Source organism: Frankia sp. R82, assembly GCF_023716925.1.
Lineage (GTDB): Bacteria > Actinomycetota > Actinomycetes > Frankiales > Frankiaceae > Frankia.
Genome location: NZ_JAMQQG010000066.1, coordinates 1 through 14,160 on the forward strand (window position 1 = coordinate 1; position 14,160 = coordinate 14,160).

Here is a 14,160-nt window from a genome sequence, read left to right on the forward strand (position 1 = left end):
CGACCGGGGCGGCACCGACCGGGGCGGCACCGACCGGGGCGGCACCGACCGGGGCGGCACCGACCGGGGCGGCACCGACCGGGGCGGCACCGACCGGGGCGGCACCGACCGGGGCGGCACCGGTGCGTTTCCTCCCGTTGTTGCCGATGACGACGAACGAGGCCGCCTACAAGCGCGTCCACGGACCGGAAGCCCTGCACCAACGCTGGCTGGCCGCCGGCACCGACCTGCGCGACCCCAACCGCAGCGAGGTCCCCCTGTCCTGACCGCCGGCGTGGGCCTCGGCGTTCGCCAATGCCCACCCGATGGCGGCTCGCTCGTCGGAAATGTCCGGCAAACACGACAGGGTGCAACAAAAAGCAAAGAACAGTCGAAGAAACAACGCGCCCGGACGATGCGGTCCACCGGGCGGCAGGCAGGGCGGCTACGCTCCCAAAACTGTGAGCCGTGATCGTGTCGTTGTCCCCTCCGCCACCCGTGACCAACGGCCGCATCGCCGGTCGGTGCTGCTCGCCGGGCTGGGAGTAGGTGGCGCGGCGGCGCTCGGCGGACTCGGTCTTGCGGCCTGCGGCACGTCGGAGGGGCCGAACCCGTCCCCGGCGCCGACCCTGCGGGCGCCGACGCCCGTGCCGGGGGTGTCGGACGGGGTGTTCGCGCTCGGCGTGGCCAGCGGTGACCCCCTGCCGGACGGGGTGATCCTGTGGACCCGCCTCGCGCCGAAGCCGACGCAGGGCGGGGGGATGCCCTCGCGCGACGTCCCCGTCGACTGGCAGATCGCGACCGACGAGCGGTTCGCCTCGGTGGTGCGCGCCGGCACGCAGACCGCACAGGCGGCGTTCGCGCACTCGGTGCATGTCGACGTCCGCGGGCTGGAGCCAGGGCGGGACTACTACTACCGGTTCCGCGCCGGGACGGTGCTCAGCCCCGTGGGCCGCACCCGCACGGCCGCGGCCCCGGCGTCCGGCGGGGCCGCGGCGGCCAGCGGGGCACTGAACTTCGCACTGGTGTCCTGCCAGGACTTCCAGAACGGCTACTGGCCGGCGTTCGACGCGATCGCCGCCGACCATCCGGACCTGGTCGTGCACGTCGGGGACTACATCTACGAGTACGACCCGGACAGCCGCTTCCCCGACCGGCGCCACACCACCCCGCAGACCCCGGGCCTCGACCAGCTGCAGACCCTCGCCGACTACCGCAACCGCTACGGCCAGTACAAGGCCGACCCGGCGCTGCAGGCCGCCCACCACGTGGCCCCCTGGGTGGTGACCTGGGACGACCACGAGGTCGAGAACAACTACGCGGGCCTGGTCGACGAGCCCGGCGACCTCGGGGCGAAGCACCAGGACCAGGCCCAGTTCGCCCGCCAGCGGGCCGCCGCCTACCAGGCCTACTACGAGCACATGCCGATCCGAGCCGAGCTCGACCCCGGCTCGCCCAGCCTGAAGATCTACCGTCGACTCACGTTCGGCAGCCTGGCCACGTTCAACGTGATGGACACCCGCCAGTACCGCACCCGCACCCCCGGCGACTTCGCCTCCGCGATCGGCCCGGCCGAACTCGGCCGGGCCAACGTCACCGGGACGATGGCCGGCGCCGACCAGGAACGCTGGCTGCGCGATGGCCTGGCCGCGTCCCGTACCCGGTGGAATTTGATCGCCCAGCAGACGATGATGGCCCAGCTCGACGGCCTGCTGCCCACGGGTGGCGGGGAGATCCTGACCAACCTCGACCAGAACGACGGCTACCGGCCGTACCGGCGACGCATCCTCACCAACGTGCGCGACAGCGGGGTGCGCAACCCCGTCGTGCTCTCCGGTGACCTGCACTGCGCGTGGGTGAACGACCTGCGGGTCGACTTCGACCAGCCGGACACCCCGGCGATCGCCACCGAGTTCGTCTGCACCTCGATCAGCTCGGCGTTCTTCCTGGTCAGCGACGAGTTCGTCCGCGAGAACAACGCCCGGTTCAACCCGCACGTCCGCTATTTCCGCGGTGACCGGCGTGGCTACACCCGGTTCCGGGTGACCCCGACGCAGTGCCGCGCCGACCAACGCATCGTCGCCGACTCCGACCGACCCGACTCGCCCGTCACCACCGACGCCACCTGGATCGTCGAGGACGGCCAGGCGACCGCTCACTCGGCCTGACCCGGCCCGCCCACCAGACACCGGCCGAACACCCTTCGTCACGCTAGGCTTGCGGACTGTTGCGACAGTCCAACTCCGGGGAGCCGAGCGTGACGATCGTCGAGGAGCCGCGCAATCCGGGCCCGGCCACCCTTTCCACCCCGGAGCAGATCGTCGCGGCCCACAGCCGGCCGCGGCCGAACCTGCTCGCCTATCTGCGTACGACCTCCCACAAGGACATCGCGGTCATGTACTTCGTGACCTCGCTGGGATTCTTCCTGTTCGCCGGAGTGCTCGCGGTCATGATGCGCTCCGAGCTCGCCCGGCCGGGGCTGCAGTTCTTCTCCAACGAGCAGTACAACCAGCTGTTCACCATCCACGGCACGATCATGCTGCTGCTGTTCGCGACGCCGCTGGCCTTCGCCTTCGCGAACCTGCTGGTGCCGCTGCAGATCGGCGCGCCGGATGTGGCCTTCCCCCGGCTGAACGCCCTGTCGTACTGGCTTTTCCTGTTCGGTGGGCTCGTCGTCATCTCGGGATTCCTCACCCCGGACGGGGCCGCCGACTTCGGCTGGTTCGCCTACTCCCCGCTCAACAGCAGGGCCTACTCCCCGCTGCCCGGCGCCGACCTGTGGATCCTCGGGCTCGTCGTGTCCGGGCTCGGCACGATCCTCGGCGGCGTCAACATGGTCACCACGATTCTGTGCCTGCGGGCGCCGGGCATGACGATGTTCCGGCTGTCGATGTTCTGCTGGACGTTCCTGGTGACGTCCATCCTGGTGCTGATCGCTTTCCCGGTGCTGGCCGCGCAGCTGCTGTCGTTGGAGGCCGACCGCCGGTTCGGCGCACACGTGTTCGACGCCGGCAACGGCGGCGCCGTGCTCTGGCAACACCTGTTCTGGTTCTTCGGCCATCCCGAGGTCTACATCATCGCCCTGCCGTTTTTCGGGATCATCAGCGAGATCCTGCCGGTGTTCTCCCGCAAGCCGCTGTTCGGCTACAAGGGCCTGGTGTTCGCCACCATCGGCATCGGGGCGCTGTCGGTGGCCGTGTGGGCGCACCACATGTACGTCACCGGGGCGGTGCTGCTGCCGTTCTTCGCCTTCCTGTCGTTCCTCATCGCGGTGCCGACCGGGATCAAGTTCTTCAACTGGGTCGGCACGATGTGGCGTGGACATCTCACCTTCGAGACGCCGATGCTGTTCGCCGTCGGTTTCCTCGTCACGTTCCTGTTCGGCGGGCTGACCGGTGTCCTGCTGGCCAACCCACCCATCGACTTCCACGTCAGCGACAGCTACTTCGTCGTCGCCCACTTCCACTACGTCGTGTTCGGCACGGTGGTGTTCGCCGCGTTCGGCGGCACCTACTTCTGGTTTCCCAAGGCCACCGGCCGGATGATGGACGACCGGCTCGGCAAGGTTCATTTCTGGACGGTCTTCTTCGGCTTCCACGCCACGTTCCTGGTGCAGCACTGGCTGGGTCTGCGCGGCATGCCGCGGCGGTACGCCGACTACGGTCCGGACGACGGTTTCACCACCTTGAACACGGTGTCGACCGCCGGCTCGTTCCTGCTGGCCATGTCCACGCTGCCGTTCCTGTACAACCTGTGGCATTCCTACCGCCGCGGCGCGCTCGCGACCGTCGACGATCCGTGGGGCTTCGGAAACTCGCTGGAATGGGCCACCTCCTGCCCGCCCCCGCGACACAACTTCACCGTGCTGCCCCGGATCCGCTCCGAACGCCCCGCCTTCGACGTCCACCACCCCCAGGCCGCCGGCTCCATCGACTACCACGCCAGCCCCGAGTTCACCCCCGCCCGTCGCTCGGACCCCGGCCCGGACGACCCCCACTGACGCCGTCGCCGGCCTCGCCCGTGCTCCCGTGTCCGGCATCCGTGTCGCCGACACCGCTGTCGCCGACACCGCTGTCGCCGACACCGTGCCCGGACGGGACGAGCAGGCGCAGGGCGCGCGGGCGGACCACGATGCGGGCGGGCAGGGGGGCGAGCGGATCGCCGTCGGCGTAGACGTCGAACGGCCGGTCGGCGGCGATGCGCACCTCACGGCCGCGCAGCACCTCGACGTGGCGGGTGTGCACGTGCCGTCCGGTGAACACGCGGGGAAACAACATCAGGAAGGTCCGCCTCGGGGCGTCCGCGACCAGCACCACCTCGACGAGACCGTCGGTGAGGTCGGCGTTCGGGGCGAACCGCATCCCGCCGCCGTAGCAGGCCGAGTTCGCCGCCGCCACCGTGTAGCCGTGCAGCTCACGGGGCTTCGCGTCGTCCACGGTGACGGTGAACCGCGCGGGGCGCCACGCCGCGAGCGCCCGCAGCGTCGCATAGGTGTAGACGTGTCGCCCGCGCAGTAGTCGGACCCGGTTCGCGATCACCTGGACGTCGGAGTCGTACCCCACACTCGCGATGCCGAGGTAGGGGTGCCCGTCCACCTCGGGCAGGTCGATGCGCAGCTCACGGGCCTGCGCGAGGCTCGCCGCGACCCGGCGTGGATCACCGGGCAGCCCCAGCGCGCGGACGAAGTCGTTGCCCCGCCCGCCCGGCAGCACCGCCAGTATCCCGCCGGAGCGGGCCACCGCCCCGGCTACCGCCCCGGCCAGGCCGTCTCCACCGAGTGCGACCACCACCCGCCCCGCCGCGGTCGCCCCCGCGGCCAGTTCCCGGGCGTGCGCCAGGTCCCGGGTGGGGGCGACCCGCACGTCCGACGCCCACCCGGCCAGCTCCGCGCACACCGGCGCCAGCAGCCGCAGCGCCCGGCCCCGCCCCGCGCTCGGATTGACGACGACGGTCAACCGTTCACGATCCACCACCGCAGCAGCCTCGCACACGCACCGACGGCGTCAGCGACCCAGCGCACCAGCGAGCGGTCCGGCGGGGCGACGGAGATGTCAGCGCGCCGTGAGCGGCCCAGCGGTGAGGTGTTCGCTGACCGCGCCGAAGAAGGAACGATCGCCGAGCTCCGGGGCGTCCCGAACGTCTCGGAGCACCAGATGCTCGAGCAGGATCAGTGCCGCGTCCGCCGGCCACAGCACCAGCCACAGCCAGACCCCGCAGGCCTCACCGACGAACGCCGCCCGATCGGAGGGAGCGGCCACCGGCCACATCGCCGTCGGATGCCCGGCCGCCTCGACCTTTGCCTCCGGCACACCCGGCAGCGCCTCCGGGTCCGGCCCGGCGATCCCCGCCAGCCGCGCGCCCAGCCCGATCCCCGGCGACTCCGCCACCAGCACCATCTCCGCCGGACCGCCCAGCGGACACGGGCCCGCCACCGCCAGCGCGCTTGCTCGCGGACCGGTGCGTTCGTCGCCCGCCCAGCCGACCCCACTGACATACCAGTGCACCGGCATCGGATCCGGCAGCCATACCGGCACCGTCGACCTCCTCGCCAACACATGCAGCGACTGCTCGCGCGAGGAGACCGCCGCCCGGTATGGACTCACCTCCCCGTGCTCGGGGCACCGATACTGGCTGTTCCACAGATCGGGCGGACAAAGCTGGGCAAGACAGCGAGGGCAGACCACGGCACTGGTCACCGAGCGCCTCCTAGCGTGACGGCCATGGCAGCCAGCCGTCACCGTGAATCGGATCGACTGCATCGGACACTGCATGGGAGGGACGTCGCCGCCGGACTTCGACGGTTCCATGCTGACTGTTCCCGCCATTTCCGCCAGCAACCGTCCCCGCCCCGCCCCGCCGCATCAACGACGAACGGTGACGGAAGGTCAGCGGGGGGCGAGGACCTCGGCGCAGGCCTCAGCCAGGACGTCCAGACCTTCGAGCAGCAGGTCGTCAGTGATCACGAAGGGTGGCAGCAGGCGCAGCACGTTGCCCCAGGTGCCGGCGGACAGAACGATCAGGCCGCGGCGATGGCAGGCGGCGGCGACGGCGGCGGCGGTCGCCCGGTCGGGGGTGTGATCGCCCGGACCGCGGACGAGTTCGACCGCGAGCATCGCCCCACGGCCGCGGACGTCACCGATGGCGCCGTACCGATCACCGAGGGCGTGCAGCCGGGGCAGCGTCAGCTCGGCGATGTGGCGGGCCCGGGCGGCCAGGTCGGCCGACTCGATCAGGTTGATCGCGGCCAACGCGGCCGCACACGCCACGGGACTGCCGCCGAAGGTGCCCCCCAGCCCGCCAACCTGCGGCGCGTCCATGATTTCGGCCCGTCCGGTGACGGCGGACAGCGGCAGGCCGCCGGCGATGCCCTTGGCGGTGACGATCAGGTCGGGGACAATGTCCTCGTGCTCGCAGGCGAACATCGCCCCGGTCCGGGCGAAGCCGGTCTGCACCTCGTCGGCGACGAACAGGATGCCCGCGTCGGCGCAGAACTCGGCCAGCCGCGGCAGGAACCCGGTACCCGGCACGACGAAGCCACCCTCGCCCTGGATCGGCTCGATGACCAGCGCGGCGACGGCCCCGGCGCCGATCTCGGTGCGGATCAGGTCGATCACCTGGGCGGCCGCCTGCTCGCCGCAGCGCTCGGGCCCACCCGGCCAGCGAAACGGGTAGGCCAGCGGCATCCGGTAGATCTCGGGAGCGAACGGGCCGAATCCGGCCTTGTACGGCATGGCCTTGGCGGTCATGGCCATGGTCAGGTTCGTCCGGCCGTGGTAGGCGTGCTCGAAGACGACGACGGCGTCGCGTCCGGTCGCCGAGCGAGCGATCTTGACGGCGTTCTCCACCGCCTCCGCCCCCGAGGTGAACAGGGCCGAACGCTTCTCGTGGCCGCCGGGGGTCAACCGCGCCAGTGCCTCGCAGACACCGACGTACTCCGCATACGGCGTGACCATGAAACAGGTGTGGGTGAACCGGCCGGCCTGCTCGGCCACCGCGGCGACCACGTCGTCCGCGGCGTTACCGACCCCGGTGACGGCGATCCCCGAGCCGAGGTCGATGAGTGCGTTGCCGTCGACGTCCACCAGGATCCCGCCGCCCGCCGCATGCGCGAACACCGGCATCGTCGAGCTCACCCCCCGGGCGACGGACCTGGCCCGACGCTGCGCCAGCGCCCGCGAGCACGGCCCGGGGATCTCGGTGACCAGGCGGCGCGCCTGGGGCAGACCGGGACCACCCCGGCCTGGCAGCAACGGTGCGTCCAGCGGCGCGTCCATCAGAGCGACACCTCCAGGGAGTCGGCAGACCGGCAGATCCACGACAGTGCCCGACCCGGGCGTGGATGGCCACTCCCGGCGACGGGATGGGCCTAGGATGACCTCTGACGTCCTTCGCCGCCGACCAGGGAGATGCGTGATGGCTGACGTCCAGCCGTTCTGGCTCGCGGGTCGGCCGGCGCAGGGGCCGGCAGTGCTCGAGGTGCGCCATCCCTATGACGGTGCGCTGGTGGCGACGGTCGCCCAGCCGTCGGCGGAACAGGTCGAGCAGGCTGTGGCCGCCGCCGTCGCGGTTGCGCCGCAGCTGGGGGCGCTACCGGCGCATGTGCGAGCGTCCGCGCTCGGGCATGTCTCCCGGGAGATCGCCCGGCGCGGCGACGAGATCGCCCGGCTCATCACCGCGGAGAGTGGCAAGCCACTGACCTGGTCGCGGGCCGAGGTCGCCCGGGCAAGCTCGACGTTTCGCTGGGGTGCGGAGGAGGCCCGCCGGTTCGCGGGCGACCTGACCCGGCTGGACACCGACCCGACCGGTGAGGGCCGCCTGGCGCTGTCGCGGCGTTTCCCACGCGGGCCGGTGCTCGGCATCGCGCCGTTCAACTTTCCGCTGAACCTGGTGGCGCACAAGGTCGCCCCGGCCCTGGCCGTCGGGGCGCCGATCATCGTGAAGCCCGCACCCCGCACCCCGCTGTCGTCGCTGCTGCTCGGCGAGCTGCTCGCCGAGACCGACCTGCCCGCCGGCGCCTTCTCCGTGTTGACCGTCGGCAACGACGAGGTCACCGGGCTGGTCACCGACCCGCGGCTGCCCGTGGTGTCGTTCACCGGGTCGGGCCCGGTCGGCTGGTCGATCCGGGACGCCGTACCGCGCAAACACGTCGTGCTCGAGCTCGGCGGCAACGGCGCGGTGCTGGTCGCGCCCGACTTCCACGCTCCCGGTGATCTTGCCCGGGCGGCGGGGCGGATCGCCCTGTTCGCGAACTACCAGGCCGGCCAGTCGTGCATCGCCGTGCAGCGGGTGTACGTCGACCGGTCGCTGTACGACGAGCTGCTCGGCGAGATCGTCACCGCCGTGCGGGCGCTGCGCGGCGGCGACCCGAACGACCCGGCGACCGATGTCGGCCCGCTGATCGACGTCGCCGCCGCCGAGCGGGTCGAGGCGTGGGTCGGCGAGGCGGTCGCGGCCGGGGCCACCCTGGTCTGCGGCGGAACCCGCACCGGCGCGAGCATCGCTCCCACGGTGCTGACCGACGTGCCCGAGTCCGCCCGGGTCGTGCGCGAGGAGGTGTTCGGCCCGGTCATCGTCATCGCCCCGGTCGACGGGGTGGACGAGGGGTTCGCCCGGATCAACGACAGCGCGTTCGGCCTGCAGGCCGGCGTGTTCACCCACGATCTCGCCACCGCGTTCCGCGCGCACCGTGAGCTGGTCGTCGGCGGCGTCGTCATCGGGGACGTGCCGTCCTACCGCGCCGACCAGATGCCCTACGGCGGCACGAAGGACTCCGGTGTCGGCCGGGAGGGTCTGCGTTCGGCCATGACCGATCTCACCGAAGAGCGGGTCCTCGTCCTCACCGGCCTGGACCTGTGACGATCGAGCGGTGACGATCGATCTGCACACCCATTCCACCGCGTCGGACGGCCTGGACTCCCCCCCGGACCTGGTGCGCCGCGCCGCTGCCGCCGGGCTCGCCGTCGTCGCGCTGACCGACCACGACACGACCGCCGGGCTCGGCCAGGCCGCGCAGGCCCTGCCCCGGGGGCTGGTTCTGGTGCCCGGTGCGGAGATCTCCTGCTATGTGCAGGTCGGCGACCGGCAGATCGCCCTGCACGTGCTGGCCTATCTGTTCGACCCGGCGGAGCCCGCGTTCGCCGCGGTGCGCGCCGAGATCCGCGACCACCGGGCCACCCGGGCCCGTCGGATGGTGGAACTGCTGGCCGCGGACGGGCATCCGGTGCGTTGGGAGCGGGTCTGTGCGCTGGCCGCCGGCACGGTCGGGCGCCCGCATGTGGCCGCCGCGATGGTCGAGGCGGGTCTGGTGCCCACCATCGACGCGGCGTTCAGCCGCTCCTGGATCGGCGCCGGCGGGCCGTACCACGTGGGCAAGCAGCAGCCGGACGTCTGGCGGACGCTGGCGCTCATCCGCGCCGCGGGTGGGGTGAGCGTCTTCGCGCACCCCTTCGCCAGCCGACGCGGCGTCACCGTCGGCCCGGACGTGATCGAGCGGATGGCCGCCGCCGGTCTCCACGGCCTGGAGGTCGACCATCCCGACCATGACGGCGACGAACGGCGCCGGCTGCGCGCCCTGGCCGCCGACCTCGACCTGGTCACGACCGGTTCGAGCGACTACCACGGCGCCAGCAAGCCGCAGGGCCTCGGCGCCGAGACCACCGCCCGCGACGCCTACGAGCGCCTCGTCACCACCGCCACCGGCGCCACCCCCGTCGCCGGCTGACCGGCGGCGCCGGCGTGGCGGAGCACCGGCCGACTCAGGCTTTCTGGCCGCAGCCGCCGCGCCGCGGCGCGGCAGGTGGGCTCAGTCGCTCGAGCAGCGCGGCGAGCTGCTCCTGCTCCGCGCGGGAGAAGTGGGACAGCACGTGCCGGCCGACGCCCTTGAGATGGGTGCCCGAGGCGGCCCGCAGCCGGTCCAACCCCTGCGGGGTCAGCACCGCCAGGGTGCCCCGCGCATCGGACGCGCAGGAGCGGCGGGTCACCAGCCCCTCCCGCACAAGCCGGTCGACGAGCCTGGTCAGGCCACTGCGGGAAAGGAGCACCGCGTTGGCCAGCTCGCTCATCCGCAGCGCGTAGTCGGGTGCTTCGGAGAGCTGGACCAGCACATCGTAGGAGGCCAGCGGCAGGTTGTGCGCCCGCTCCAGATCCGCTTCCAGCACCCGCGTGACGTGTGCGTGGGCCTGCAACAGTGCCCGCCACGCCCGCATCCCGCGGGCATCCACCCAGGCCGTGTCCGTCTCGGAACTGGCGCCGACCGTCTCCTCGACCACACTGCCGCGGTCCTCGATCATCCTGCGCCCTCCCGCTGCACCCCGGCCCAGCCTATGTGCCGACCCTCCGGATGGGCCCGCCCCGGCCCCGGCCAGTCACCAGCCTCAACGTCGCGATACCTACCGATTGATTCCACCGACCACGTCAGATGAACGACAACCCGGACGGGTGGCACACACCCGGGCAACGGTGCAACGCCACTGGGGCGCGGGCGGGCTATCGTGGACGCACAGGCGACCCCGGGGGTCGCATCTGGTGCCAATCAGTGACTGAGGTTTCCCTTGTCCCCATCCCGGCCTTCCACCGACGCGATCCAGTCGGCTCTGGCGACGGTCAACGATCCCGAGATCGGCCGTCCCATCACGGAGCTGGACATGGTCTCGGCGGTCAACGTCCTCGATGACGGCTCCGTCAGTGTCACGGTGCTGCTTACCGTGTCCGGCTGCCCGATGCGAGATGAGATCATCAACCGCGTCAGTCGCGCGGTCGGCGCCGTCGAGGGGGTGCGCGCCGTCCAGGTCGACCTACAGGTCATGACGGACGAGCAGCGCACGGCCCTGCACACGAAGCTACGCGGTGGTGTTGCACCCAAGGTGGTCCCGTTCGCCCAGCCGGGCTCCATGACCAGGGTGTACGGCATCGCCAGTGGCAAGGGCGGCGTCGGCAAGTCCTCGATCACCGTCAACCTGGCGGCGGCGATGGCCCGTACGGGTCTGTCCGTCGGTGTGCTCGACGCCGACATCTACGGCCACTCGGTGCCCCGCATGCTCGGTATCGACCGCCCCCCGACCCAGGTCGACAAGATGATCATGCCGCCCCAGGCGCACGGGGTGCGGGTCATCTCCACCGGCATGTTCACCCGTGGCAACGAGCCGGTCACCTGGCGCGGGCCGATGCTGCACCGGGCCCTCGAGCAGTTCCTGTCGGACGTCTTCTGGGGTGACCTTGACGTCCTGCTGCTCGATCTGCCCCCCGGCACCGGTGACATCGCCATCTCGCTGGCCCAGCTCGTCCCGTCCTCGGAGCTGCTCGTCGTCACGACGCCGCAGCTCGCCGCCACCGAGGTGGCCGAGCGCGCCGGCACCATCGCCGTGCAGACCCGGCAGAACGTGGTCGGCGTCGTCGAGAACATGGCCTGGCTGCCCTGTCCGCACTGCGGGGAGCGGGTCGATGTGTTCGGTTCCGGCGGCGGGGCCGCGGTCGCCGAGCGGCTCACCCGCGTTCTCGGCCATGACGTGCCGCTACTCGCCCAGATCCCGGTGGACGTCCGCCTGCGCGAAGGCGGTGACAACGGCGTTCCGCTGGTCGTCGGCGAGCCGGACAGCGAGGCCAGCAAGGCCCTGCGGGCCGTCGCCGAGCGTCTGACCTACCGCTCCCGCGGCCTCGCCGGCCGCAGCCTCAATCTCACCCCCGCCGGCCGCTGAGCCGACGGTCCTCGTCCCCCCGGCGGCGCGGTCCCAGGACCCGTTTCCGGGGGGACGACTCGTTTCTGGCTTGGTGGCCGAGCGTTTCTGGCCTGCTCGCGAGCGGAGCCGTCAGGTGGCGTCCGAGTCGAAGGGGACGGCGGGGCTGCTCTGCCCCGACAGCCTGCTCTGCCCCGGCGGCGTGGCGCCCGCGGAGAGCTGCTGGGTGGAGACCGGCCGCGGCGCGGCGGCCTTTGACGGGATCACCTTCGCCGCGCCACCGCCGCCGGGTCGCGACCCGCTGGACTTCGCCAGCAACGGCGACGTGACCGCCGGGGGCGGCGCGTTCTCGGCCCGGGCACCGGAGCCCGCGGCGGAGGGCAGCTCGACAGCCGGGGCCGGGGTGACCGAGGGCAGCGACTGTGCACGGCCGGGCGGCGGCGACTTGGTCAGTGACGGGGACGGGGTGTCGTCCCCGAGCAGCAGTGCGTCAAGCGAGGTGCGTTTGGTGAGATACGGCGGCAGCGGCTCGTCGTCGAACAGGTGCTTGCGGACGAACGTCTTGGGATGCAGATCGCGGATGTCAAGATCGTCGAACTCCGGGCCCAGCTCGGACCTCAGATCGTTGCGCATCCCCGTTGCCGTCTGGCGAAGCTGACGCAGCATCCGGCCGGCATCCCGCGCGGCCTTGGGCAGCCGATCGGGGCCGAAGACGAACAACCCGATCACCAGCAGGACGGCGACTTCACCCCAACCGACACCGTTGAACACCAGCCGAGCGTACCCCGCCCGGTGTTACCGCGAGGGTCGACCAGGCAACGGCCAGGGGCCACAATCTCAATTCTGTTGTTCCTGAAGTGTCAGCTGGGTGGTTCTGGTCGCACCGGCGCGCACATAGGTGACCGAGACCTTGTCACCGACCCGGTGCAGCCGGGCCGCGACGTTGAGATCATTGGTCCCGCGGATGACGCTCACGTCCAGCTTGGTGATCACGTCATCGGCACGCAGACCGGCCCGCGCCGCCGGCCCGTCCGGGGTCGTCGTGATCACGCGCGCCCCGGGGACGCCGCCGGACGTCTTCGCCTCACCATCAGTGATCGTGGCCGTGGCCGTGCCGAGGTAGGGATGCGTTGCCCGCCCGGTCGAGATGATCTCCTGGGCCACCGAGCGGGCGAAGTCGATCGGGATGGCGAAGCCGACCCCGATGCTGCCGCTCTGCCCCTGGTCCTCGTGCCCGGGTACGGCGGCGATCGCGGCGTTGATCCCGACCACCTGGCCGAGCGCGTCGAGCAGCGGCCCACCGGAGTTGCCCGGGTTGAGCGCGGCATCCACCTGGATCGCCCCGATCAGCACGGTCGGGGCGGCGCCGTTCGTCGCCGGCACCGGCGGGTTTCGGTCCAGCGCACTGACCACGCCGGTCGTCACCGTGCCCGAAAGACCCAGTGGTGCTCCGATCGCGACCACGGGCGCTCCGACCACCAGCGACCCCGACTGCCCGAGCGTGGCCGCCGGCAGTGGGGTGGTGACCGGGATGCGCAGCACCGCGAGATCGGTCTGCGGGTCCCGTCCGACGACCTGTGCCTGGATGCGGGCGAACTCCTGGTAGCGGGTGACCGTGATCGCTGTACCAGCCGCGATTGCCGGCGCGATCACATGGTTGTTCGTGAGGATGTAGCCGTCCGAGCTGATGATCACGCCCGAGCCGGTGTCCCCGCCATCGGCCGCATCTCCACCGACGTCCACGGTGACCACCGTCGGCAGCATCGCCGCGGCGATCGCCGCCACGCTACGTCGATCGGTGACCGGAGCCGGATTACCCACGCCGAGGGTCTTCACCGGATCGACGTTCGGGTCGCCCGTGGTGATCACCACCAGCAGACCGCTGACCACACCGCCGACCAGTGCCGCGGCGACCAGGCACGCGACCAGCACCCGGAGGCCGACCTGCACCGGCCGGCCGCCGATCCGGTCAAGGCGCCCGCCGGCACCACGGGGGGCGACCTCGCCGTCGCGCGGGCTGACCGTGGACGGCCCCGGTTGCGCGGAACCGTTCGGCGACTCCGCCACCGCCCGCGCGGACCCGCCGACCCGGACCGGCGCCGTCGGCCGACCGTCCGGCCCACCGTGGCGCACGACCGGTTCGAGCACCGTCACCGACCCGGTGCGACCACCGTTCGCCACCGGCCGGGCAACGGCCGGGCGCTCCACCCGACTCGCTCCCGGAGCCGCGTCCGCGTCGGCTGCGGGGACCGCTCGGCCGCCCAGATTCCCGGCGGCACCGACGGCCGCCCGGATCATCCCCGGTGCCACCCGGTCCGCACTGGCGCGCAGGCTCCACACCCGGCTCGGACGGGAATGCCGCTCACCGCCGGGACGATCGCCGTTCGGCCAGCTGTCGCTCTGCTGTTCGTCACGCTCGGCAGCAGGCGTCGCCGCGCCACCGGCGCCACGGCCGGAGTGACGGCCATGCCGCGCACCCGCCCCGGGCCGCGGCCGGTCCTCCCCGGGC

The 14,160-nt window shown here is 72.0% G+C and carries 12 protein-coding genes; 6 read left to right on the forward strand and 6 right to left on the reverse strand.

Features of this window, described 5'->3' with window-relative positions; all coding sequences use genetic code 11:
* The 3 genes from ND747_RS13605 to ctaD form a co-directional block, all read left to right on the forward strand.
* A partial coding sequence (locus ND747_RS13605) for a suppressor of fused domain protein (protein ID WP_251733898.1) occupies nt 1-266 on the forward strand: 266 nt, incomplete at its 5' end.
* A gap of 174 nt (nt 267-440) precedes the next feature.
* On the forward strand, nt 441-2,147 hold the full coding sequence (locus ND747_RS13610; protein ID WP_251733899.1) for an alkaline phosphatase: 1,707 nt from the start codon (nt 441-443) through the stop codon (nt 2,145-2,147).
* A gap of 89 nt (nt 2,148-2,236) precedes the next feature.
* Nucleotides 2,237-3,979 (forward strand): cytochrome c oxidase subunit I, encoded by a 1,743-nt coding sequence (gene ctaD / locus ND747_RS13615; RefSeq protein ID WP_251733900.1) that lies wholly within the window; start codon nt 2,237-2,239, stop codon nt 3,977-3,979.
* On the opposite strand, the gene ND747_RS13620 is transcribed toward ctaD, so the two are convergent.
* From ND747_RS13620 to gabT, 3 genes are all read right to left on the reverse strand, one after another.
* A complete protein-coding gene (locus ND747_RS13620; RefSeq protein ID WP_308204624.1) occupies nt 3,933-4,952 on the reverse strand; it encodes a YegS/Rv2252/BmrU family lipid kinase in 1,020 nt (339 codons plus the stop codon). The genes ctaD and ND747_RS13620 overlap by 47 nt on opposite strands.
* Before the next feature lie 78 nt (nt 4,953-5,030).
* Complete coding sequence (locus ND747_RS13625; RefSeq protein ID WP_374216222.1) at nt 5,031-5,717, reverse strand: DUF6758 family protein; 687 nt, start codon at nt 5,715-5,717, stop codon at nt 5,031-5,033.
* 147 nt (nt 5,718-5,864) lie between these two features.
* Nucleotides 5,865-7,253 (reverse strand): 4-aminobutyrate--2-oxoglutarate transaminase, encoded by a 1,389-nt coding sequence (gene gabT, locus ND747_RS13630; protein WP_251733903.1) that lies wholly within the window; start codon nt 7,251-7,253, stop codon nt 5,865-5,867.
* A 139-nt stretch (nt 7,254-7,392) separates the two neighbouring features.
* Between gabT and ND747_RS13635 the strand changes: the two genes are divergently transcribed.
* Nucleotides 7,393-8,835 (forward strand): aldehyde dehydrogenase family protein, encoded by a 1,443-nt coding sequence (locus ND747_RS13635; protein WP_251733905.1) that lies wholly within the window; start codon nt 7,393-7,395, stop codon nt 8,833-8,835.
* A gap of 10 nt (nt 8,836-8,845) precedes the next feature.
* Nucleotides 8,846-9,700, forward strand: coding sequence for a PHP domain-containing protein (locus tag ND747_RS13640; RefSeq protein ID WP_251733907.1), 855 nt, complete (start codon nt 8,846-8,848; stop codon nt 9,698-9,700).
* 34 nt (nt 9,701-9,734) lie between these two features.
* Here the strand turns inward: ND747_RS13640 and ND747_RS13645 are convergent, their stop codons facing one another.
* Nucleotides 9,735-10,184: a MarR family winged helix-turn-helix transcriptional regulator gene (locus tag ND747_RS13645; protein ID WP_251733911.1), complete on the reverse strand. Its 450-nt coding sequence runs from the start codon at nt 10,182-10,184 to the stop codon at nt 9,735-9,737.
* Nucleotides 10,185-10,529: 345 nt separating this feature from the next.
* Here ND747_RS13645 and ND747_RS13650 point away from each other — a divergent pair, with 345 nt between their 5' ends.
* Nucleotides 10,530-11,672, forward strand: a complete 1,143-nt coding sequence (locus ND747_RS13650; RefSeq protein ID WP_251733908.1) for an Mrp/NBP35 family ATP-binding protein — start codon at nt 10,530-10,532, stop codon at nt 11,670-11,672.
* Between the two features lie 111 nt (nt 11,673-11,783).
* Here ND747_RS13650 and tatB read toward each other — a convergent pair whose 3' ends face one another.
* Both tatB and ND747_RS13660 read right to left on the reverse strand, forming a co-directional pair.
* On the reverse strand, nt 11,784-12,422 hold the full coding sequence (gene tatB / locus ND747_RS13655) for a Sec-independent protein translocase protein TatB (protein ID WP_251733909.1): 639 nt from the start codon (nt 12,420-12,422) through the stop codon (nt 11,784-11,786).
* A gap of 66 nt (nt 12,423-12,488) precedes the next feature.
* Nucleotides 12,489-14,160 (reverse strand): trypsin-like peptidase domain-containing protein (locus tag ND747_RS13660; protein ID WP_308204625.1); only part of this gene is annotated, 1,672 nt, incomplete at its 5' end.

Bases quoted from the DNA above. Each gene is read 5' to 3' on its own strand.
- ND747_RS13635 (WP_251733905.1), top strand. From the start codon at position 7,393: ATGGCTGACGTCCAGCCGTTCTGGCTCGCGGGTCGGCCGGCGCAGGGG.
- gabT (WP_251733903.1), bottom strand. From the start codon at position 7,253: ATGGACGCGCCGCTGGACGCACCGTTGCTGCCAGGCCGGGGTGGTCCC.
- ND747_RS13645 (WP_251733911.1), bottom strand. From the start codon at position 10,184: ATGCGGGCGTGGCGGGCACTGTTGCAGGCCCACGCACACGTCACGCGG.